The 22,607-nt window shown below is 73.9% G+C and carries 13 protein-coding genes; 11 read left to right on the forward strand and 2 right to left on the reverse strand.

Annotation, left to right across the window (positions count from 1 at the left end; genetic code table 11):
* Positions 1 to 16: 16 nt before the first annotated feature.
* Positions 17 to 484 carry an Lrp/AsnC family transcriptional regulator gene (locus OVN18_RS10395; RefSeq protein ID WP_267736957.1) on the reverse strand — a complete coding sequence of 156 codons (468 nt, stop codon included), beginning with the start codon at positions 482 to 484 and terminating at the stop codon, positions 17 to 19.
* A 124-nt stretch (positions 485 to 608) separates the two neighbouring features.
* On the opposite strand from OVN18_RS10395, the gene OVN18_RS10400 reads away from it, so the two are divergent.
* The 10 genes from OVN18_RS10400 (at position 609) to OVN18_RS10445 (ending at position 19,958) form a co-directional block, all read left to right on the forward strand.
* The gene (locus OVN18_RS10400) at positions 609 to 2,063 is read left to right on the forward strand and encodes an aminobutyraldehyde dehydrogenase (RefSeq protein ID WP_267780710.1); all 1,455 of its coding nucleotides are present in this window, start codon (positions 609 to 611) and stop codon (positions 2,061 to 2,063) included.
* A 24-nt stretch (positions 2,064 to 2,087) separates the two neighbouring features.
* The gene (locus tag OVN18_RS10405) at positions 2,088 to 2,696 is read left to right on the forward strand and encodes an FHA domain-containing protein (protein ID WP_267780712.1); all 609 of its coding nucleotides are present in this window, start codon (positions 2,088 to 2,090) and stop codon (positions 2,694 to 2,696) included.
* Between the two features lie 61 nt (positions 2,697 to 2,757).
* Positions 2,758 to 3,549, forward strand: a complete 792-nt coding sequence (locus tag OVN18_RS10410) for a PP2C family protein-serine/threonine phosphatase (RefSeq protein WP_267736960.1) — start codon at positions 2,758 to 2,760, stop codon at positions 3,547 to 3,549.
* A 147-nt stretch (positions 3,550 to 3,696) separates the two neighbouring features.
* Complete coding sequence (locus OVN18_RS10415; protein ID WP_267780714.1) at positions 3,697 to 5,085, forward strand: serine/threonine-protein kinase; 1,389 nt, start codon at positions 3,697 to 3,699, stop codon at positions 5,083 to 5,085.
* 1 nt (position 5,086) lies between these two features.
* The gene (locus OVN18_RS10420; protein WP_267780715.1) at positions 5,087 to 11,008 is read left to right on the forward strand and encodes an Ig-like domain-containing protein; all 5,922 of its coding nucleotides are present in this window, start codon (positions 5,087 to 5,089) and stop codon (positions 11,006 to 11,008) included.
* A 103-nt stretch (positions 11,009 to 11,111) separates the two neighbouring features.
* The gene (locus OVN18_RS10425) at positions 11,112 to 12,080 is read left to right on the forward strand and encodes an AAA family ATPase (protein WP_267736964.1); all 969 of its coding nucleotides are present in this window, start codon (positions 11,112 to 11,114) and stop codon (positions 12,078 to 12,080) included.
* Positions 12,077 to 13,504, forward strand: coding sequence for a DUF58 domain-containing protein (locus tag OVN18_RS10430; protein WP_267780716.1), 1,428 nt, complete (start codon positions 12,077 to 12,079; stop codon positions 13,502 to 13,504). Before OVN18_RS10425 ends, OVN18_RS10430 begins: the two co-directional genes overlap by 4 nt.
* A complete protein-coding gene (locus OVN18_RS10435; protein ID WP_267780718.1) occupies positions 13,498 to 15,849 on the forward strand; it encodes a transglutaminaseTgpA domain-containing protein in 2,352 nt (783 codons plus the stop codon). The genes OVN18_RS10430 and OVN18_RS10435 overlap by 7 nt, the downstream gene beginning before the upstream one ends.
* On the forward strand, positions 15,846 to 17,189 hold the full coding sequence (locus OVN18_RS10440) for a zinc-ribbon domain-containing protein (protein WP_267780719.1): 1,344 nt from the start codon (positions 15,846 to 15,848) through the stop codon (positions 17,187 to 17,189). Before OVN18_RS10435 ends, OVN18_RS10440 begins: the two co-directional genes overlap by 4 nt.
* 141 nt (positions 17,190 to 17,330) lie before the next feature.
* Positions 17,331 to 19,958 (forward strand): FtsK/SpoIIIE domain-containing protein, encoded by a 2,628-nt coding sequence (locus tag OVN18_RS10445; RefSeq protein ID WP_267780720.1) that lies wholly within the window; start codon positions 17,331 to 17,333, stop codon positions 19,956 to 19,958.
* Between the two features lie 63 nt (positions 19,959 to 20,021).
* On the opposite strand, the gene ald is transcribed toward OVN18_RS10445, so the two are convergent.
* The gene (ald, locus tag OVN18_RS10450) at positions 20,022 to 21,137 is read right to left on the reverse strand and encodes an alanine dehydrogenase (RefSeq protein WP_267736970.1); all 1,116 of its coding nucleotides are present in this window, start codon (positions 21,135 to 21,137) and stop codon (positions 20,022 to 20,024) included.
* Between the two features lie 250 nt (positions 21,138 to 21,387).
* Between ald and OVN18_RS10455 the strand changes: the two genes are divergently transcribed.
* Entirely contained in the window at positions 21,388 to 22,593 is a 1,206-nt protein-coding gene (locus tag OVN18_RS10455) for an ABC transporter substrate-binding protein (RefSeq protein ID WP_267736971.1), read from the forward strand.
* Positions 22,594 to 22,607: the final 14 nt, after the last annotated feature.

The raw sequence follows: 22,607 nt of genomic DNA on the forward strand, positions 1-22,607 counted from the left end.
TTGCTCTTCAGGAGTTTCATCGTGTTCCCCAGTTGTAGAACTGCTTCTGCAGTCGTAGATAGACGAACGTCTCGGTCGAGAGCACGCCCTCGATGCCGCGGATGCGCGTGTTGAGAAGGGTGATGAGGTCGTCGTCGCTCTCGCAGACGACCTCGGCGAGGATGTCGAAGCTGCCGGCCGTGAGCACGACGTAGTCGACCTCGGAGATGCCGGCGAGGGTGTCGGCGACGTGCGTCGCGTCACCCGTCACGCGGATCCCGATCATCGCCTGGCGGTAGAAGCCGAGCTGCATCGGGTCGGTGACCGCGACGACCTGCATGACGCCCGACTCGGTGAGCTTCTGCACGCGCTGTCGCACGGCCGCCTCGCTGAGCCCGACGTGCTTGCCGATCTCGGCGTACGAGCGGCGGCCGTCGTCCTGCAGCTGCTCGATGATCGCTTTCGAGACCTCATCGAGCTGCACGGGCTTGCTACGGGCTGCCATGAGCCGATCCTGACAGTCATCGCGTCGTTTGACAAGTGAATCCGTATCCAGCACGGCGGATTCTCGACTGATTCCGTCGCTCCAGCTCTGGAATCCGGTGCAGCGGCCCGGTACTGTTCCCAGCATGACCCCTCCCGCCGCCGGCCCCGACCGCATCCTGACCAATCTCATCGACGGCGAGCACGTGCGCAGCGGCGCCGACGAGGCCATCGATCTCATCGACCCGGCGACCGAGGAGGTCTACGCCCGAGCGCCGATCAGCACGCCCGAGGAGGTCGATGCGGCGTACCGCGCGGCCGAGCGCGCCTTCGCCGGCTGGGGCCGCACGACCCCGGCGCAGCGGCAGCTCGCGCTGTTCCGGCTCGCCGACGCCGTCGAGGCGCGCGCCGAGGAGTTCGCCGATCTGGAGTCGCAGGACACCGGCAAGCCCCGGGCATCCCTCATCGCCGACGAGATCGACCAGTCCGTCGATCAGCTGCGGTTCTTCGCCGGGGCCGCGCGCGACCTCGACGGGCGGTCGGCGGGGGAGTACCTCGCCGGGCACACCTCGTACGTGCGCCGCGAGCCCATCGGCGTGATCGGGCAGGTGACGCCGTGGAACTACCCGCTCAACATGGCGGTGTGGAAGATCGCTCCGGCCATCGCCGCGGGCAACACCGTCGTGCTGAAGCCCTCCGACACGACCCCGCAGTCGACGCTGCTGCTGGCCGAGATCGCCGCGGAGCATCTGCCGGCAGGAGTGCTCAACGTCGTGCTGGGCGACCGCGGCACGGGGGCGGCGCTCGTGGAGCATCCCACCCCCCAGATGGTCGCGATCACCGGATCGGTGCGCGCGGGCATGGAGGTCGCCCGCTCCGCCGCTCAGGGTCTCAAGCGCGTGCACCTCGAGCTCGGCGGCAAGGCGCCCGCGCTCGTGTTCGCCGACGCCGATCCGCGGGCGGTCGCCGAGGGCTTGACGCTCGCCGCCTTCTTCAACGGCGGGCAGGACTGCACCGCGGCGACCCGGGTGATCGTGCACGAGTCCATCTACGACGAGGTGGTCGCGGCGCTCGCCGACCGCATCGCTGGGCACGCCCGCACCGGCGCGCCGCACGAGGAGGGCATCCTGTACGGCGCCCTCAACAACGCCGACCAGCTGGCCCGGGTGCAGGGCATGGTCGAGCGCCTGCCCGCGCACGCCGAGATCGTGACCGGCGGACGTCGGCAGGGCGAGCGCGGCTACTTCCACGAGGCGACGCTCGTCACCGGGATGCGGCAGGACGACGAGGCCGTGCAGGAGGAGGTCTTCGGGCCGCTGCTGACGGTGCAGAGCTTCCGCGACGAGGCGGAGGCGCTCGCGCTCGCCAACGGGGTGCGGTACGCGCTCGCCGCCAGCGTGTGGACGACCGACCACGCCCGGGCGATGCGCGTGAGTCGCGACCTGGACTTCGGCTGCGTGTGGATCAACACGCACATCCCCTTCGTCTCGGACATGCCGCACGGCGGCTTCAAGCACTCGGGCTACGGCAAGGACCTCTCCCACTTCGGCTTCGAGGACTACACCCGCCTCAAGCACGTCATGAGCTACCTGGGGGAGTGAGCCGCGCGCGGTAGCGTTCATCGCATGGGGCACGAGGGGGAGCCGGGGCGCGGCGACGAGCACGACGACACCGTCATCCGACCGCGCCGGTCGCTCGGTCCGAGCCCGCTCCCGGCCGAGGGCGTCGATGACGCGACCGTCATCCGCCTCATCGAGCCCGACATCCCGCCCACCGTGCCGCTCGGGGTGCCGGCCGGGGCGCCGCTCTCCGCGGCGGTGCTGCCGCCCCGTCCGCCCGACGAGCCCGTCGAGGCGAGCCCGCCCGCGCTGCCGGCGCCGCTCGCCACGCTGCGCATCCCGGGCGTCGATCGCGACGTGCCCCTCGACCGGCCGGTCGTGATCGGCCGCCGACCGGGGGCGGTGCGGATGCCCGAGACGCCCTCCCCGCTGCGCATCGTCGTCCCCGCCGACCGCCGGGGCGTCTCGGCGCGGCACGCGCGCATCGAGCAGCTCGGCGGCGCCCTCGTCGTGACCGACCTCGGATCATCCAACGGCATCGTCGTACACTTGCCCGGTGGGCCGGTCCGCCGGCTCCGCCCTGGAGAGTCCTGCGCGGTGCTCCCCGGCTCGGTCGTCTCGCTCGGAGACGGGATCGACATCGCCGTCCAGGCGATCGATCCCGGAGCGTCGTGATCGGCGCCGCCCCCTCCGCACGACGCCCGTCCGCCCCTCGAATCCCCGTACGGAGACGCCCGTGACCGCGCTCGGCCGCAGCACTGTGCGACACATCCTCGCCCTCCCCGATCGCGCCGACGTCGTCGAGCTCTCGTGGCACGGCGTCACCCACGTCGGCTACCGCCGCGCCGCCAACGAGGACAGCTACCTCGCCGACGTGCCGCTCTTCGCCGTCGCGGACGGCATGGGCGGGCACGCCCACGGCGACCGCGCCAGCGACGCGGTCGTGCGGCGCCTGCAGGCGGCCGTCGACGGCGACTTCGTCGAGCCCGACCGCATCATCGAGGCCCTGCAGCGGGCGACGATGGACATCGGCGAGCTCGACGAGGAGGAGCGCGGCATCGGTACGACCGTCACCGGCGCGGCGCTCACCCTGCACGACGGCCGGCCGGTGGTCACGGTCTTCAACGTCGGCGACTCGCGCGTGTACCTCTTCACCGGCAACGAGCTGCGGCAGGTCACCACCGATCACTCGATGGTGCAGGAGATGGTGGACGCCGGGCAGATCACCGCCGATGAGGCCGAGAGCCACCCCGACGCGAACGTCATCACGCGGGCCGTCGGCTTCTCGGTCGATCCCGAGATCGACTTCGTGCGCATCCCGCTCGAGGCCGGCATGCGCCTGCTGCTGTGCTCCGACGGGCTGACGAAGGAGGTGCCGGCCGAGCGCCTGCGCCTGCACCTCGCCGCCCGCCTGAGCGCCCGGGAGACGGCGAACGCGCTCGTCGACGCCGCGCTCGCCCAGGGCGGCCGCGACAACATCACGGTCGTCGTCGTCGACGTCGTGCGCGCTCCCTCCTCCGACGACTGACGAGGGGAGCGCAGGCCCGGCCGCAGCCATCCCCGGCCGGACCCGCTCCGCGCATCCGACGCGCCGATCACGATGCGGTGACGCGGCACGGCGGCGCTGCCCCCACTCCCTACACTGAGGGGAAGACAGCGGCAGAAGGGGGGAACCGTGGCGCGTCGTCGACCCTCGGATCCGCCGATCCTGCCGGGCTTCAGCCACATCCGCATGCTCGGATCCGGCGGCTTCGCCGACGTCTTCCTCTACGAGCAGAACATGCCCCGGCGGCAGGTCGCCGTGAAGGTCATGCTCGCCGACGTCGTCACCGAATCGGTGCGGCAGATGTTCCAGGTCGAGGCGAACCTCATGGCGCAGCTGTCGGCGCACCCGAGCATCCTCACCGTCTACCAGGCCAGCATCTCGGCCGACGGCCGTCCGTACCTCGTCATGGAGCTGTGCTCCGCGCAGCTCGCCGAGCGGTTCCGCCGCGAGCGGATGCCCGTGACCGAGGTGCTGCGCATCGGCGTGCAGATCGGCAGCGCCGTCGAGACCGCCCACCGGCAGGGCGTGCTGCACCGCGACATCAAGCCCTCGAACATCCTCACCACCGTCTACGGGCATCCCGTTCTGAGCGACTTCGGCATCGCGGCGACGCTGAGCGCGGCGACGGCGCACGACACGGTCGGGATGTCCATCCCCTGGTCGGCGCCCGAGGTGCTGCTCGACACCACGCCGGGGGCGGTCACGAGCGAGGTCTGGTCGCTCGCCGCGACCGTGTACTCCCTGCTCGCCGGGCGCTCGCCGTTCGAGATCGTCGACGGCACGAACACCTCCGACGAGCTCATCGCCCGCATCACGAAGGCGAAGCTGCCGGCGATCGGGCGGGACGACGTACCCGACTCGCTCGAGCGGATGCTGCGCCGGGGCATGTCGCGCGACCCGGGTCGCCGCCAGCAGAGCGCTATGGAGTTCGTGCGCGAGCTGCAGACCATCGAGCTCGAGCTCGGCTTCACGCCGACGCCCGCCGACGTCGCGGTGCAGGACTGGGCCCTCGTCACCGCCGACGACCCCGGCGACCGCACGGTCGTGCGCGCGGTGGCCCCGGCATCGCCGGCTCCGCGCCCGGATCGGCGTCGGCGGCGATCGGCCCCCGAGGCGGCGGCGCCCGCGTCGACCGGCACGGGGGCGCGACGGACGGCCCCGCGCGGGCGGCTCGCGGCGGGCATCCTCGTCGGATCGGTCCTCGCGGTCGTCGGTCTCGGCGCCCTCGTGACCGTGATCGCGCTGCAGGGGGCCGATGGCGACCTGCCCCGGGTGACCGGTGTCACCGCGACGGTCGACGGCCCGACCGTCGCCTTCCGGTGGCCCGACCCCGGTATCCGCGAGACCGACGCGTTCCAGGTGCGCGTCGAGGGCGGCGAATCGACCGTGCAGCGCTCGACGGAGTTCTCGGTCGCCGCGCCCGAGGGCACGCGCGTCTGCCTCACCGTGAGCGTCACCCGCGAGGGCCGCGTCGGACCCTCCAGCGCCGAGCAGTGCGCCGAGTCGGCGGGGGGCTGACGTGGGATTCCGGGACTGGTTCGCGCGTCATCGCTCGGCGGCCGTCAGCGGCATCGGCGGCGGCACCGCCCTCGCCGTGCTCACGACGCTCGCGATCGTGGCCCCCGGGTTCCAGGCCGAGCGGCTCGACCTCAACGACGGCTCGGTGTGGGTCGCCAACGGCGAGCGCCAGGCCGTCGGTCGCGCGAATCTGCAGCTGGGCTCGCTCGACACGGTGGTGCCGGGGGAGGGCTCCTCGCTCGCGGTGGTGCAGGACGAGACCGACGTCGTCGTGGTCGACGCCGTCAACGCGACCGCCGACATCGTCGATGCGGCCCTCGCCGAGGTCTCCGACACCGTGCCGCTGCCGCCCGACTCGCCGAGCCTCATGATGCTCGACGAGACCGCCGTCGTGCACAGCGGCGGCACCGGCGAGACCTGGCTCGTGCCGCGCACCCTGCTCACCGACTTCGACTCCTTCTCGGCCGCGCCCTTCGTCTTCGGCGAGGGCTCCGCCGTCGTGATGGATGCCCGCCTCGGCCTCATCGCCGCCGCACCCGGCACCGCCGAGGTGCTGCGCATCCGCCTCGATGCCCCCGACCGCGTGGCCGAGCGCTGGCCGCTGCCCGTGGAGCCCGACGAGCCCGTCGCGGTGACCACCGCCGGCGACCGCTGGGCCGTGCTGTCCCTGCGCACGGCCGTGCTGCACACCGCCGAGGGCGCGGTGGATCTCTCGGGGTTCATCGACGCGCCCTCGGAGGCCGTGCTCGCGGCACCGGGCGGTGACGAGCTGCTCATCGCGCATCCGGGCGGCCTGATCGCGGTCGACGCCGACGGCGGCGCGACGGTCGTCGCGGAGGGCCGCGACGGCCGCCCGGCCGCTCCCGCGCTGGTCGACGGCTGCGTGCTCGCCGCGTGGTCCGACGGCGCGGCATGGCGGCAGTGCGAGGGGCAGCAGGCCGTGCTGCTCGAGCTCGCCGGCATGGCCGCGAACGCCGAGCTCGCGGTCGCCGCTCGGGGCGGGCGCGCCGTGCTCAACGACACCCGCTCGGGATCGGCGTGGGCGGTGCAGGCCGACGGCGCCCTCATCGACAACTGGGACGAGCTCCTCGTCGAGGAGGAGGACGAGCAGCAGGCGCAGCTCGACGAGCTCGACACGCCGCCCGAGCTCGAGGTCGCGCCGCAGCCGCCCGTCGCCGTCGACGACGAGTTCGGCGCCCGCCCTGGCCGGGTCTCCCCGCTGCCCGTGCTGCTCAACGACAGCGATCCGAACGGGGACGTGCTCGTCATCAGCGCCGTCGAGCCGGTCGACCCGGCGTTCGGCCGCGTCGACGTCGTCGGTGCGGGCCAGCAGCTGCAGATCGAACTGGCGGGCTCGGCGAGCGGCACGGCGTCCTTCGCCTACACGATCACCGACGGGCGCGGCGGCAGCGACAGCGCCGTCGTGACCGTGACCGCGCGCGCGGCGGGTGAGAACGGGCCCCCGGTGCAGGTGCGCACGGCGAAGACCCTCGTCGCGGAGGGCGGCACGGTGACGGCCGCGGTGCTCGCCGAGTGGGTGGACCCTGACGGCGACCCCCTCTACCTCGCCGACGCCGCGATCGCCGCCCCCGACGTCGTCACCTTCCGCGCCGACGGCCGGGTCACCGTGCGGGAGGCCGGCGGTGCCGGCGAGCTGCGCCCCGTCTCGCTCACCGTCTCCGACGGCGCGCTCAGCGGTGCCGGCTCGCTCGCCGTCACCGTGCAGCCGGTGGGGCAGACGCCGATCATCACCGAGCCCTTCGCGGTCTCGGCCTACGCGGGGGAGGAGGTGCGCATCGATCCGCTCGTGCACGTCCGCGGCGGCTCGGGGCCCATCCGGCTGAGCGCCGTGCCGCCCAAGCAGGGGTCGACGATCACCCCGAGCCTCGACCGCGGCATCTTCCGCTTCGTGAGCGACGAAGTGCGCACGCACTACCTCGAGTACGTCGTCACCGACAACGAGGTGACGGCGACCGGCGTGGTGCGCGTCGACGTGCTGCCGCCGCCCGAGACGGGCGCGGGGCCGATCACCGTGCCGAAGACGGCGTTCGTGCGCACGCTGTCGAGCACCACGGTGGCCGTCGCGACGGCGGACATCGATCCCGCGGGCGGCGTCCTCGTGGTCACCGGCATCTCCTCCGTGCCGCCGGCGAGCGGCATCCGCGCCGAGATCCTCGAGCAGCGCGACATCCGCATCTCGCTCACCCGCCCGCTCGACGGCCCCACCGACGTGCGCTACCGCATCAGCAACGGGGTGGCCGAGGCGGAGGGCACCATCACCGTCATCGAGATCCCTCCGCTCGACCGGCTCCAGCCGCCGATCGCCCGGGACGACGCGATCACGGTGCGGGTCGGCGACGCCGTGAGCATCCCCGTTCTCGACAACGACGAGCACCCCGACGACGAGCCGCTCACGCTCTCGCCCGTGCTGCCCCAGGGCCTCGAGGGCGACTCCGGCCTCCTGTTCGTCGCCGGCGACCGCCTGCGGTACCTCGCGCCCGACCAGCCGGGCGAGTACACGGCCGTCTACGAGATCACCGGCCCTCTCGGGCTCGAGCGCGCCCAGGCGACCGTGCGCATCAGCGTGCGCGAGGTCTCCGTCGACACCAACTCCGCCCCGGTGCCGCGCACGGTGACCGCGCGGGTGATCGCCGGCGAGACCGTGCGCATCCGCATCCCCGTCGAGGGGATGGATCCCGACGGCGACTCGGTGCAGATCATCGGGCAGCAGACCGCGCCCGAGCGGGGCACCGTCACCGAGGTGACGGCAGACACCATCGTCTACACGGCGGGGGAGTACGCGGCGGGCACCGACGAGTTCCGCTACACCGTCGTCGACGCGCTCGGCGCGCGCGCGACGGGCCTCGTGCGCGTCGGCATCAGTCCGCGGCTCGACGGCGCCCGCAACCCCGTCGCGAACGACGACCTCGTCGTGGTGCGCCCCGGGGTCGCGGTGCTCGTGCCGGTGCTCGAGAACGACACCGACCCCGACGGCTCGGCGCTGCGGGTGAGCGCCGTGGAGTCCTCCGATCCGACGGCCGCCGCCGCGGTGGTCGACGAGGAGTTCGTGCGCGTCGTGCCGCCGGAGGGCACGGGCCGGTACGGGTTCGTGTACACGATCGTGAGCGAGGCGGGCGGAGCATCCCAGGCCTTCCTCACCGTCGACGTGGTCGAGGACGCCCCCCTCACGCCGCCCGTGGCGCGCGACGTCGTGCTGACCCTCGCCGACGTGCTCGACCGCGAGACGATCGACGTCGACGTGCTCTCGCAGGTCTTCTTCGCGGAGGGCGAGATCGCCGAGCTCGGGCTCGGCATCGTGCCCGGCTACGACGGCGAGACCGCGCGCATCCTGCCGAACCGGAGCATCCGGGTCACAGTCGGCGAGCAGCGGCAGATCATCCCCTTCGAGCTGCGGCACCCCGTCGATCCCTCCGTGCGCGCCTACGCCTTCATCTGGGTGCCCGGCACCGATGACGCGCTGCCGCAGCTCGATCGCCGGGCGCGGCCCATCAGCGTCGTGAGCGAGGAGACCGTCGAGATCGACATCAACGACCACGTCATCGCGGTCGGGGACGACGGCGTGCGGCTGACCGATACCGCGACCGTGCGCGCGACGAACGCCGACGGCTCGTCCCTCGTGGTCGACGAGGACACGCTGCGGTTCACCTCCGCCGACCTGTACTTCGGGCCCGCCTCGATCTCGTTCGAGGTGACCGACGGCACGAGCGCGACCGACCCGGAGGGACGCGTCGCGACGATCGTGCTGCCCATCGAGGTGACGCCGCGCGAGAACCAGCCGCCCGCGCTCATCGGGGCGACGATCGAGCTCGAGCCGGGCGGCGAGCGCGAGATCGACCTGCTGCGGGTGACCTCCTACCCGTACCCCGACGACCTCGAGGAGCTCGTCTACTCGGTGCTCGCCGGTCCGCAGGCGGGGCTCGAGGTGCAGCTGCGCGGGCAGACGCTCATCGTCAGCGTGCCGCCGGGAACGGCGCGCGGCACGATCGCGAGCGTCACCCTCGGTGTCCGGGATGACGCCGCGGTCGGCACCTCCGGCCGCGTCACGGTGACCGTCGTGCCCTCCACGCGTCCTCTCCCGAACCCGGCGGCGGATTCGGCGATCGCCCCGCGCGGCGAGACGACCACCGTCGATGTGCTGCAGAACGACCAGGCGGGCAACCCGTTCCCCGACGAGCCGCTGCGGGTCGAGGCGATCCGCGGCATCGACGGCGGCTCGCTGCCGGCCGGGGTCCGCGTCGTCCCCTCGGACGACGGGCAGCGGCTCGAGGTGACGGTGTCGAGCACCGCCGCTCCCGTGGACACGAACCTCCAGTACCAGGTCTCCGACGCGACGCGCGATCCGGATCGCTACGTGTGGGCCTCGGTGCGCATCTCGGTGCAGGACGTCCCGGACGCCGTGACCGGCCTGCGGGTGCAGGGGTACGGCGATCGCGAGCTCGAGGTCGCCTGGCAGCCCGGCGGGTCGAACAACGCCCCCATCGAGGGATTCGTCGCGCGCGTCGTGCGGGTCTCCGACGGCGCGCAGACCGCCGAGGTCGACTGCGCCTTCTCCCCGTGCACCGTGCCGACCCCCGGCAACGGCTCGGAGAACGCGGTGCGGATCAGCGTGGTCGCCCTCAACGCCCAGGGCGAGTCGGCGCCGACGACCCTCGCCGAGCGGGTCTGGAGCGACCTCGTCCCCCCGGCCCCGGTCATCTCGCGGATCACGCCGCTCGACGGCGGACTGCGCGTCGCCTTCCGCAAGCCCGCGCAGGAGGCGTCCGCCTCGCCGATCACTAGCTACGTGGTGACGGTCGGCCCCGTCGTGAGGGAGGTCCGGGCCCTCGCATCCGACCCCGAGGGCACGGACTACGTGATCGCGGTGCGCGACGGAGCGCTCGAGAACGGCACCAACTACGGGGTGAGCGTGAGCGCCCGCAACGACTCGTTCGGACCGCTCACGCGGTGGAACAGCGCCGAGGGGTCCGGCACGCCGGCCGGGGCGCCGCTCGTGGTCGGCGCGGTCTCGGCCGTCGGCTCGCGCGACACCACCGGCGACACCGGCCATCGCGTCGACGTCGCCTGGCCCTCGGTCTTCGCGGGCAACGGGCAGGCCGTGCAGTACTACTACGTCTGGGTCTCAGCGGGCGGAACGGCGCCCGCCTGCACCGTGACGGGGGTCGAGGACGGCGCTCCGCAGCCCGTTCAGCCTCCCGGCACCACGAGGGTGGACGGCGCGACGAGCACGACGGTCTCCGGGCTCGCCGCCGACACCGAGTACCGGGTCGTCGTCTACGCATACAACGGGCAGGGATGCACGGCCGCCGTCGAGGTGCGCGCGACGCCGCGGCCCGTGCCCGGCGCCGTCACCGAGGTCGACGTCGCCGCGCCGCCCCGGCAGGCCGGCCCCAACGACATCGGACCGTGGAATCCCACCCTGCGCTCCGTCGCGGTCGAGGGCGGCGGGCGCATCGACAGCGTGCAGTACCGCCTCATCGCCGACGGCTCGACCCGGGGCGAGTCCGGCCTCGTGACGCTCCCGGCCGCCCTGACGACGGCGGACCGCTCGCACTACGGCGCCGCCCTCGCCCTCGAGGTGCGGGCGTGCCGGCAGTACGAGACGCTGCTGTGCGGTGCATGGTCGGGGCCCTTCGCCCTGCCGGCCGCGGTCGAGATCGACGCAGCCCCCGCGGCGGAGTTCACCGAGACCTCGCCCGACGTGCGCGCCGTCGTCATCACCTGGAGCCCCGTCCGCGGCGCGGCGTACGACCTCGTCGAGCAGATCTGCCGCGGCGGTGCCGTCGTATCGATCGACACCGACGCGGGCCGGTGCGAGATGACGCTCTCCACCGGGCAGGTGCCCGAGCTCCTCATCCGCGTCCGAGAGGGCGGCGCGGAGTACGACCGGGTCTACCGGTGGTAGGGATGAGGGAGGGCGTGCGCCGCACGGCACCGCCGCCCGCCGCCCCTCGCCCGCCCGCCGCCCCGCGCCCGCGCATCCCCGACCCGGAAGGCCACCCCCGACCATGACGATGACCCCCGATCAGGCCCGATGGTTCGCCGACATCTCCGCGCGCATCGTCGGCAACGTGGAGCAGGTGCTGCTCGGCAAGACCTACGTCGTGCGCCTGAGCCTCACGGCCATGCTCAGCGAGGGGCACCTGCTGCTCGAGGACGTGCCGGGAACGGGCAAGACCTCCCTCGCCCGTGCGCTCGCGCAGAGCATCCGCGGCACCACCACGCGCGTGCAGTTCACGCCCGACCTGCTGCCCGGCGACATCACCGGCATCACCGTCTACGACCAGCGCACGGGCGACTTCACGTTCCACCGCGGGCCCGTCTTCGCGACCATCGTGCTCGCCGACGAGATCAACCGAGCCAGCCCGAAGACCCAGTCGGCGCTGCTCGAGGTGATGGAGGAGGGTCACGTCACCATCGACGGCGTCACGCACGACGTCGAGGCGCCGTTCCTCGTCATCGCGACGCAGAATCCCATCGAGCAGGCCGGCACGTACCGGCTGCCCGAGGCGCAGCTCGACCGCTTCATCATGAAGACGGCCATCGGCTACCCGGATCACGCCGCGACCGTGCGCATCCTCGACGGCGCGGGGGGACCGCGCGCCTCGGTCATCGAGCCGGTCGTCGGCCTCGACGTCGTGCGCGACCTCATCGCCGCGGCCCGCACCGTGCACGTCGACCCCGTCATCACCGACTACGTGGCGCGCCTCGTGGAGGCGACCCGCTCGCACAGCGACGTGCGGCTCGGGGCGAGCGTGCGCGGCGCCCTGGCGCTCGTGCGCTGCGCGAAGACCTACGCGGCGATGGAGGGCCGTCACTACGTCGTGCCGGACGACGTCAAGGCGCTCGCCGAGCCTGTGCTCGGCCACCGGCTCGTGCTCGACACCGAGGCCGAGTTCGACGGCGTCACGACGGTCTCGGTGATGGGGCAGCTGCTGCTCGAGACGCCCCCGCCGAGCGACCGGGTCGCCGTGTGAGTCTGCGCACCCCCAGCCGCCCGGCGCGCGGATCGACCACCTCCACGCGCGGGCGCGACCGCGATCGGGAGCGCACGCGGCGCACCGTCGAGGACACCGCCATCGCCTCGACGGTCACGACCGCGCGCACGCGCATCGTCGGAAGCCGCACCGGCGTCGGAGCCGACGCGGTCGTCGCGGCCGTGCGCAGCGCCCGCGCCGTGCGGGCCGGCGTCGGCGGAGCGGTCGCCGCCGCCTCCTCCGTCATCACGCCGCTCGGCTGGAGCCTGCTGGCGCTCGTGCCGCTGCTCCTGCTCGCCGGGTACGCCTGGGGGTGGAGCGAGCTGGTCGTGCTCGGCATCTCCGGCTGCGTGCTCGCGGCGATCGCGCTGCTGTTCCTGCTCGGGCGCACTCCGCTCGCCGTCGAGCTCACCCCGCCGGCGGCCCGGGTGGCGGTGGGCGACGAGGCCGCGGCGAGCATCCTGGTTCGCAATCGGCGCGCGCGCCGCAGCTTCTCCGCCGTGCTCGACGTGCCCGTCGGCGACGGCCTCGTCCCCGTCGCTCTGCCCGGCCTCGCTCCCGGTCGCGAGGCGGTCCTGAGCATCCCCGTGCCGACGCGGCGCCGCGGGCGGCTCGTCATCGGACCGGTGAACAGCGTGCGCGCCGACCCGGTGGGGCTCGTGCGGCGCGAGATCACCTGGACGGAGCCGGCCGAGGTCATCGTGCACCCGCGCACGATCGACATCCCCTCCACCTCGAGCGGGCTCGTGCGCGATCTGGAGGGCCAGCCGACGCGGCAGCTCACCGCGAGCGACCTCGCCTTCCACGCGCTGCGCGAGTACGCCCCCGGCGACGACCGCCGGCACATCCACTGGAAGTCGACGGCGAAGACCGGCACCTTCATGGTGCGCCAGTACGAGGAGACCCGTCGATCACACCTCGTCGTCGCGCTCAGCATCGCGAGCATCGACTTCGCCTCCGACATCGAGTTCGAGCTCGCCGTCTCCGTGGCCGGTTCGCTGGGCGCGCGGGCGATCCGGGATGCCCGCGACATCTCGGTCGTCGTGAGCGCCGTGACGCCGGAGTTCGCCAAGCGCACCGTCGTCGCCCTGCGGCCGCTCCCCACGCGCACGCCGACCGCCCTGCTGGATGAGCTCGCGCTCGTCGAGTTCGGACCGTCCGCCCTCGGCATCCTCGACGTCGCCCGGCTGTCGGGCGATGACGCCCGCGGCATCTCGGTGGCCTTCCTCGTCGTCGGCTCGAGCGTGACGCCCGCCCGGCTGCGCAGCGCCGCCGCGGCCTTCCCGCCCGCGGTCGAGGTCGTCGCGCTGCAGTGCGATCCCGACCGCATCCCCGGTCGTCGCCGGCTGGGCGCGCTCACCGTCATCACGATCGGCTCGCTCGCCGACCTGCGGCGCGCCATGCGGGGGGCCGAGTCGTGGTGAGCCGCGCGGCCGCGGCCGCCGCAGCACGCCGCCGCCGTCGACGCCCTCCGGTCACCCGTCCTCGGGCCGCGGTGCTCGTCTCCGCCGGGGTCTTCACGCTGCTCTCCTGGGCCGCCGTGGCCGCGGCGCTGTGGCCGATCTACCAGCACCCGAGCTTCCTTCTGCTCGCGGGCGTCGCGGTGCCGCTGGGCGTGCTGCTCGTCGTCGGAGGCCTGCTCGCGAAGTGGCGCGGCGAGGGCGTTCTGCTCGCCGCCGTCGCGCTCTTCATCATCGTCGGCGTGCCCCTCGCGGTGCCCGGGCGCGCGCTCTACGGCGTGCTGCCCGAGCCGCAGGGACTGCTCGAGCTCGTCTCGGGGGTCGTGCTCGGCTGGCGGCAGCTCGTCACGATCGAGCTGCCGGTCGCCGACTACCAGGCGCTGCTCGTCCCCGCGCTCGTCCTCCTCCTCGCCGGCCCGGTGCTGACCGCGAGCATCGCGCTGCGCACCCGACGACCGGCCCTCGCGGCGCTCGTGCCGCTGCTCGCCTTCGCGCTCGCCGTCGCGCTCGGCTCCGAGCGCGTCCCGCTCCCGGCCGGCACGGCCGTGGCGCTCGCGGTCGTCCTACTGCTCTGGCTCGTCGTGCAGGGAAGGCACCGCCGTACGGACGCGGTCCGCTCCGGTGCCGCGCCCTCCTCGACCACCGCTGTGACGGGCGGTCGCGCAGCGGTCGCGCGCCCCGTCGTCGGCGCGCTGATCCTCCTGCTGCTCTCCGGCGGCATCGGCGCCGCGGCCGTCGCGATCGCTCCGCCCGAGCAGCAGCGCACCGTCCTCCGATCGCTCACCGAGCCGCCGTTCGACCCCCGAGCGCTGCCGAGCCCGCTCGCCGCCTACCGCACGGCCTTCCTGCCCGGGGCCGTCGAGGCCCCGGCGGTGCGGGTGTCGGGGCTGCCCTCCGGCGCCCGGCTGCGGGTCGCGACGCTCGACAGCTACGACGGCGTCGTGTTCGCGGTCGGCAGCGAGCAGGTCGATGCGGCGTCGGGGCGGTTCGAGCGCATCCCGACGCGTCGCGACGTCACGGGCATCGAGGGCGACCCGATCGAGGTCGACCTCGTCATCGAGCAGCCCATCGGGCCGTGGCTGCCGACGATCGGCGAGTTCGCCGCGATCCGGTTCGACGGCGACGATGCGGCCGATGTGCGTGACCGCTTCGTCGTCAACGACGTCACCGGTACCGCGGCCCTCATCGGCGGGGTGGATGCCGGACGCGCGTACCGCCTGACCGCCCTGCAGCCCGTGCTCACCCCGCCGGAGCTCGACGAGCTCGCGCCCGGCGCCGCCGCCGTCCCCGCGATCGCGGCCGTCCCCGACGAGCTGCGCACCTGGTTCCAGGCGGTGACGGTCGAGGCCGAGGGGCCGGGACCGCGTCTCGCCGCCGCCATCGCCGCCCTCCAGGAGCAGGGGTACATCTCGCACGGGGTCGGAGAGGACGAGCCGCCGAGCCGCTCCGGCCATTCGCTCGACCGGCTGGCCGAGCTGGTGACCGCCCGGCCCATGCTCGGCGATGCCGAGCAGTACGCGGCGGCGGCGGCGCTCCTCGCCCGCGAGGCCGGCTTCCCCTCCCGCGTCGTGCTCGGCTACGCGCCCGCCGGCTCCGGCGACCTCGTGCTGCGCGGGGCGGACCTCACCGCCTGGATCGAGATCGACGCGGCGGGCCTCGGCTGGATCCCCGTCGATGTGATGCCCCCCGAGCGCGAGATCCCGCCGGCCGAGCCCGACGAGCCGATCCCCGTGACGCGCCCGCAGAACGCCGTGCAGCCGCCCGTCGAGGATCCGCCCGTGCGCGACGATCAGGCGCCGCCCGAGATCGAGCCGGGCGACGCGCCCGTCGACGACTCCCTGCTGGCCCTCGTCCTCCTCATCCTGACCATCACGGCAGCGGTGCTGCTCGCGCTCGGCCTCATCGCGGCGCCGTTCATCGGGATCGTCGCCGCGAAGGCCCGACGGCGCCGGCGTCGGCGGCGGAAGGGCGATGCCGTGCGCCGCATCCTCGCCGGCTGGCGCGAGGTGACGGACGCGGCCGTCGACCGGGGGATCCCGCTGCCGGCGGGCGGCACGCGCCGGGAGCTCGCCCTCGCGATCGGCAGGCCGCAGGCTGCCGTGCTCGCGCGGGTGGCCGACCGGGCCGACTACGCCCCCGAGGCGCCTCCGCTGGAGGAGGTCGACCGGGTCTGGCAGGCGGTCGACGCGGTGCGGGCATCCCTCGCCGTCGACGGCACGCGTCGCGAGCGGTGGCGCGCCGCCGTCTCGACCCGCTCGCTGCGCCGATACCCTGGACGTGCACGACCCAGGGGAGGAGCGTCGCGATGATCTGTCGCCACTGCGGTGCGACGCTGCCCCCGATCGCCATGTTCTGCGGGGAGTGCGGTCGCTCGGTCGCCGCCCGCACGCCCGTCGTGCCCCCCGTCGTGCTGACGGCCGCGGCACCGGTGTTCTCGGCCGGCGAGGTGCTCTCGATCACGCCCGCGACGCCGCCGGAGGCCCCCGAGGACGATCCGTCGGAGCCGCAGGCCGATGCGCCGCCGCCCTCGTCCGTCTCGAACGCGGCGGGTGATCCGGCCGCCGGTGCGGCGGTGGATGCTCCCGCTTCGGCTCCTGCTGCTGCTCACGCTTCTGCTCACGCTTCTGCGCCCGCTCCCGCTCCTGCTCCCGCCGTCGCCGACGCGGTCGAGGCGGCAGCGCCCTCCGCGCGCGGAACCGCGGCGGCCGCGCCGCCTCCCGTCTGCGTCTCCTGCGGCACGGTGGGGGAGCAGGAGGACCTGTTCTGCGCCGAGTGCGGCGCGCCGATGCCGCAGGACACCCGCGTGATCGAGCGCCTGGTCGCCCCGGCGCCTCCCGCCGAGCCGCGGGCTCCCGAGATTGCCCCGGCGGCCGCGCCGTCGACGCCGGAACCGACGCCGGATCCTGCCGCCGCCCCGCCGGCCCCGGAACCGGCCGCCGCCCCGCCGGCCCCGGAACCGGCCGCTGCCGGGCCGGCACCGGAGACGGTCGCCCCGCTCCCGTCCTGGGCGTCATTGCTCACCGGCAGCGCGGCGCCCGCGTCGAGCGGACCGCTCGCGTCGAGTACCGCCGCGTCCTCCGTCGTCGTCCCGGGGCGGGGTACGGCTGAGCCGGCGAGTACGCCGGCGGCGCCGGCGCCCGCGCGCGCCGTCCCCGAGGCCGCGGCCCCGCCCGTCGTCCCCGACGCCGCGGCGGCCCCGCTCGCGCCCGGCATCGAGCGCTCGGCCGACCGCGGGTCCGTGCGGGCGACCCCGCCGCTCGCCCCGCCTCCGCGGCTCGACCCCGACGTCGAGAGCACCCGCCTCGTCCCGCGCTCCGCCTCCGGCGCGCGCTTCGTCCTCCAGTTCTCGACCGGTGAGAGCTACACCGTGGTCGGGTCCGGTCTGATCGGGCGCAATCCGCGATCCGAGCCGGGGGAGGCCGTGGACCACCTCGTGACGATCGTCGATCCCGGCCGATCGGTCTCGAAGACGCATCTGGAGTTCGGCCAGGATTCCGGCGTCTTCTTCATCAGCGATCGGCACTCGGGCAACGGCACGATCATCCGCGAGCCCGGTGCGGAGCCCCGGTACGCCGAGCCGGGCCGCCGCTACCGCGTGGTGCGCGGCACCCGCGTCGATCTCGGCGAGCAGTTCGTCGTCATCAGCTGAGGCGGCTCCTCCCCAGACACCGGGGGCGACGCGCTCTCCAGAACGGTGCCGAGGTGCGGGCTCGGTGATGCGGCGGCGCGCTTCACTGGCCGGATGCTCCGCCTCCCGCCCCTCCCGGCACCGCCCTCAGCGCCCCCGCGCGTGCCGTTCCCCCTGATCGCGGTCATCGCCCCTCTCCTGGGCGCCGTGGTGATCGGGCTCCTGGTGCGCAGCCCCTTCGTGCTGGTCTTCGCCGTGCTCAGTCCGCTCATCGCGCTCGCCACCATGGCCGACGGCCGCCGCCAGGCCCGCCGCCATCGCCGCGAGGAGCGCGAGCGCTTCGAGCGCGAGGTCGTCGAGTACGAGAGGGAGATCGAGCGGGCGCACGCCGCCGAGCGGCTCGAGGTCGATCGAGCGCTCCCGCCTCCGTGGGCGGCGGGGGCGGGATCCCCCGGCGCTCCGCACCTCCCCGTGCGCATCGGGGTCGCCCCACGACCCAGTCGATGCGCGCCGGATGCCCCGCGCGCGCTCCCCGCCGATGCCGACGGCGACCGGCTCCGCGCACTCCATGAGCGCGCGGCGGTGCATCCGTGGCTCCCGGTGGGGCTCCCGCCCGGCCCCGTCGTCGTCGAGGGGCGCGGAACGGCCGCGGACAATCTGCGCCGTCTCGTCACCGCCGCCCCCGGCACGACCCTCGTGACCGGGCCCTCCGAGGCTGCGTCCGCCGTGACGGTGCGCTCGGCCACGAGCGCGCGGCTCCAAGTACCGGGTGCGATCGGCATCGACCTGCGGCTCGAACCGGTCACCGCCCTCGAGATCGAGCTGATCCGACCCGTGGAGGCCGAGTCGGCTCTCCCGTCCTCGGTGCGCGTCGCCGAGCTCCCGAGCCCGAGCCCTCAACGGCCCGGCCGCATTCCGATCGGCGTGGGGGTGGAGGGCCCCGTTCATCTCGATCTGGTGGCGGATGGTCCGCACGCCCTCATCGGAGGCACGACGGGCAGCGGCAAGAGCGAGCTGCTGCGCACCCTCGTGCTGGGGTGGGCGAGCGCGGCCGCGCCCCGCGAGCACTCGGTCCTCCTGGTCGACTTCAAGGGCGGCGCCGCCTTCACGGGACTCGCCGCGCTGCCGCACGTCGTCGGACTCATGACCGATCTCGCGCCCGAGGCGGCCGAGCGGGCGCTCCGCAGTCTTCGGGCGGAGCTGCGTCGTCGTGAGCGGCTGCTGCTCGAGCACGGCTGCCGCGACATCGCCGAGCTGCCCCGGGGCGTGCTGAGCAGGATGCTGGTCGTCGTCGACGAGTACGCGGCGCTCGTCGAGTCGGTCGAGGAGCTGCCGGCGCTGTTCGCCGATCTCTCCGCCCGCGGGCGCTCCCTCGGCATCCATCTGGTGCTGTGCACGCAGCGTCCTGCGGGGGTGGTGCGGGATGCCGTGCTCGCCAACTGCTCCATCAGGATCCTCTTCCGGGTGACCGCGGCCTCCGACAGCCGGGCGCTGCTCGGGGCACCGGCGGCGGGCATCGAGGCCGCGCCCATCGGTCGCGCCGTCGTCGCGGCGGGCGGCGGGTCCGCCGTCGTGCAGATCGCCCGGATCGAGGAGGGCGACATCGTCGTGGTCGCCGACCGGCACCGCGCGGCGCCGGCGCCCGATCGCCCCTGGCTCGAGGCGCTGCCCGCGGTGATCCCGATGCCCCTCGACGAGGCGGGCGGCAGTCGGGGCGACCGCGTCCTCCCGGCCGGCGCCGCCTCGCTCGATGAGGGCGGGGGCTGGGCGTTCGGGGTGCTCGATCAGCCCGATGAGCAGCGGCGGGCGATCGCCCGGTGGGACCCTCGGCGTGATGGCGCGCTCCTCGTCGTCGGCGCCACCGGCAGCGGCCGCAGCCGTGCGCTGGGCGCGCTCGCCTTCTCGGCCGCCGGGGGCGGGGCGCCGGTCACCGTGCTGCCGATCGAGCCGGCCGCCGCCTGGGCGGTGCTCGGGGCGATCGTCGACGGGCGGCCCATCGCCCCACCCCGGGAGGCGGCGGGCGGCGATCCCGCAGGGCTCCTCCTCATCGACGACCTCGACGCCCTGCTCGCCGCCGCGGGCGACGCGACTCCCGCGCTGCTCGACCGGCTCGACGGTGCGATCCGGATCCTCCGGGCTCGGGGCGGGGGTCTCGCCGCGAGCGTGCGGGCTCTCACCGGCCTGCCCGCCTCCGCCGCATCGCGCTTCGACTCCGTCCTGCTCATGCGTGCCGCGTCGCTCGAGGAGCACCGACTGGCGGGGGGCGCGGGGCCGTGGAACCGGGATGCCCCGCCGGGGCGCGGGCGGTGGCACGGCACCCTCGTCCAGGTCGGGCTCTCGCCCGTGCCCCTGCCCGAGCCCGCGGCGGATCCGATCGAGGAGTGGACGCCTCCGGCGGCGCCGATCGCCGTCGTCACCGCGCGGCCCCGCGCCGTGCTCGCGCGACTGGCCGAGAGCGGCATCAGCGCCTCGTCCGACCCCGGCGCACTCGCCGCCGCGACCGTCGACCTCGAGCATCCCGCGGTGCGTGCTCGCGCGGCCGCAGTGGTCGCGGCCGACGCCGAGACCTGGCAGTCGGCGTGGGGGGCGTTGTCCGCTGCCCGCCGCGAGGGGGCGATCGTCCTGGCGGACGTCACCGAGGCGGAGGTCCGGCTCCTGCTCGGTCACCGGACCGCTCCGCCTCCCCGGCGCCTCGGCGCCTCCGCGGAGGTCTGGATCGCGGAGGCCGGTGAGCCGCTGCGCCGCGCGCGCTGGTCGGCCCTCGGCGCCGCCGCCGCTCCGGAGCACTAGCGTCGACACCGGCGCCGAGCGGCGCCGCCCGCGGTGGTGCTGCCGCGGGGAGGGCCGTCCCGATCAGACCAGAGCGTCGGCGAGGGGCACCGAGTCGAGCCCGTGCGCGCGCGCGACCGGCTCGTTCGTGACCGAGCCGGCGTGCGTGTTGAGCCCGAGCGCGAGCGCCGGGTCGGCCCGCAGCGCCGCTGCCCACCCGTGCGTCGCGATCGCGCGCACGTAGGGCATCGTCGCGTTGGTCAGCGCGTGCGTCGAGGTCGAGGGCACGGCCCCCGGCATGTTGGCCACGCAGTAGAAGATGCTGTCGTGCACCGCGAAGGTCGGTTCGGCGTGGGTCGTCGGCCGCGAGTCGGCGAAGCAGCCGCCCTGGTCGACCGCGATGTCGACGAGCACGCTGCCCGGCTTCATGCGCGAGACGAGCTCGTTGCTGACGAGCTTCGGCGCCTTGGCCCCGGGGATGAGCACCGAGCCGATGAGCATGTCGGCCCGCACGGCGGCCTTCTCGATCTCGTAGCCGTTCGAGGCGATCGTGCGCACGCGCCCGGCGTACAGCGCGTCGATCTCGCGGAGCCGCTGCAGATTCGTGTCGAGCACGGTGACCTGCGCTCCGAGGCCGACGGCGATCGCGACCGCGTTCGTGCCGGCGACGCCGCCGCCGAGCACGACGACGTCGGCGGGGTGCGTTCCGGGAACCCCGGGGACGAGCAGTCCGGGCCCGCCGTTCGGGCGCATCATGGCGGTCGCCCCGACGATCGGAGCGAGGCGGCCGGCGACCTCGCTCATCGGGGCGAGCAGCGGCAGGGCGCGCGAGGGCAGCTGCACGGTCTCGTAGGCGATCCCGGTGACGCCGCTCTCGACGAGCGCGTGCGTGAGCTCGCGCTCCGCGGCGAGGTGCAGGTAGGTGAAGAGCACGAGGCCCTCGCGGAAGTGCCCGTACTCGGAGGCGATGGGCTCCTTGACCTTGAGCAGCAGCTCGGCCTCGCCCCAGACCGTCTCGGCATCGGCGACGATGCGCGCACCCTGCGCCGCGTACTCGGCGTCGGTGATCGAGGAGCCGAGTCCGGCACCCGACTGGATGATCACCTCGTGCCCGCCGCCCACGAGGTCGTGCACGCCCGCGGGCGTGATGGCGACCCGGAACTCGTTGTTCTTGACCTCTGCCGGAACCGCGATTCTCATGACTTCTCCCTGTTCGAGGGCGCACGCGCGGCATTCCCGCGCCACGCTGCGCTGCAGGATCAGCGTAGCGGCCCGAGACGATGGATTCCGCACCGAAATCTCGTCTTTTGTGCTGATTTCGTGACGTTCATGTTTCAGAATGGGCGAATCGGGCCCTTTGTGGTGCACCACGTCATGCCGTATGCCAGTATCAACCCACCATCACAGCCCGGGTACATCGCCGTACCTCCCTCGCCGAAGGAGCAGCGCCATGAATCGTCCGCTTCCCGAAGACCCGATGATCCGCAGCCTGATCGCGCAGGCCCGCCGCGCGCAGGTCAGCCGCCGCACCATGCTGGCCGGTACGGGCGCGGGTGCCACGGCTCTCGCGCTCGCCGCCTGCTCCACCGGGCCCGGCGAGGTGACGGCCGCCGAGGACAACTCCGCGAACGACCCCACGCTGAACTGGTCCAACTGGTCCTTCTACATCGACGAGGACGAGGAGGGCGGCTACCCGACGCTCGAGCGGTTCCAGGAGGAGACCGGCATCACGGTCAACTACAACATCGACGTCGACGACAACAACTCGTACTTCGCGACCGTGCGCGACCAGCTGGCCCTCGGCCAGGACATCGGCGCCGACACCGTCTGCCTCACCGACTGGATGGTCTCCCGCTTCATCCAGCTGGGCTACACGCAGGAGCTCAATAAGGACAACATCCCGAACGCCTCCAATCTCGTCGAGGCGCTGCAGAACCCGGCCTTCGATCCGGGTCGCGTGCACTCGCTCCCGTGGCAGGGCGGGTTCGCCGGCATCGCCTGGAACACCGACCAGACCGACGAGCTGCGGTCCGTCGAGGACCTGTGGCGCCCCGATCTCGCCGGCCGCGTCGGCGTGCTGAGCGAGATGCGCGACACGATCGGCCTCATCATGCTGCAGAACGGCGTCGACATCACCGGCGACTTCAGCTCGGACGAGTTCATGGCCGCGCTCGACGTCTTCCGAGAGAAGGTCGACAGCGGTCAGATCCGCAACGTGCGCGGCAACGCCTACACCGAGGACCTCGTGAGCGAGGACACGCTCGCGGCCATCTGCTGGTCGGGAGACATCACGCTGCTGAACTTCGAGGCCGGCTACGAGAAGTGGAAGTTCGTGATCCCCGAGGCGGGCGGCACGCTCTGGAACGACAACTTCCTCGTGCCCATCGGCTCGACCCGCAAGGCCAACGTCGAGAAGCTCATCGACTACTACTACCAGCCCGAGGTCGCCGCCGAGGTGGCCGCGTGGGTCAACTACGTGACGCCCGTCGAGGGCGCCTACGAGGCCGCCATCGCGATCGACCCCGAGCTCGCCGAGAACCAGCTCATCTTCCCCAACGAGGAGACGCTGTCGCAGGTCTCGGTGTTCCGCGGGCTGAGCGCGCAGGAGGAGAACGAGTTCCAGTCGGCCTTCCAGAGCGTGCTGCTCGGCTCGTAGTCCCTCTTACCCCG

It is taken from the genome of Microcella daejeonensis (assembly GCF_026625045.1).
Lineage (GTDB): Bacteria > Actinomycetota > Actinomycetes > Actinomycetales > Microbacteriaceae > Microcella > Microcella daejeonensis.

Coding starts and splice junctions, on each gene's coding strand:
- OVN18_RS10440 (WP_267780719.1), top strand. CDS start 15,846: ATGATCTGTCGCCACTGCGGTGCGACGCTGCCCCCGATCGCCATGTTC.
- OVN18_RS10405 (WP_267780712.1), top strand. CDS start 2,088: ATGGGGCACGAGGGGGAGCCGGGGCGCGGCGACGAGCACGACGACACC.
- ald (WP_267736970.1), bottom strand. CDS start 21,137: ATGAGAATCGCGGTTCCGGCAGAGGTCAAGAACAACGAGTTCCGGGTC.
- OVN18_RS10395 (WP_267736957.1), bottom strand. CDS start 484: ATGGCAGCCCGTAGCAAGCCCGTGCAGCTCGATGAGGTCTCGAAAGCG.
- OVN18_RS10455 (WP_267736971.1), top strand. CDS start 21,388: ATGAATCGTCCGCTTCCCGAAGACCCGATGATCCGCAGCCTGATCGCG.
- OVN18_RS10400 (WP_267780710.1), top strand. CDS start 609: ATGACCCCTCCCGCCGCCGGCCCCGACCGCATCCTGACCAATCTCATC.
- OVN18_RS10425 (WP_267736964.1), top strand. CDS start 11,112: ATGACGATGACCCCCGATCAGGCCCGATGGTTCGCCGACATCTCCGCG.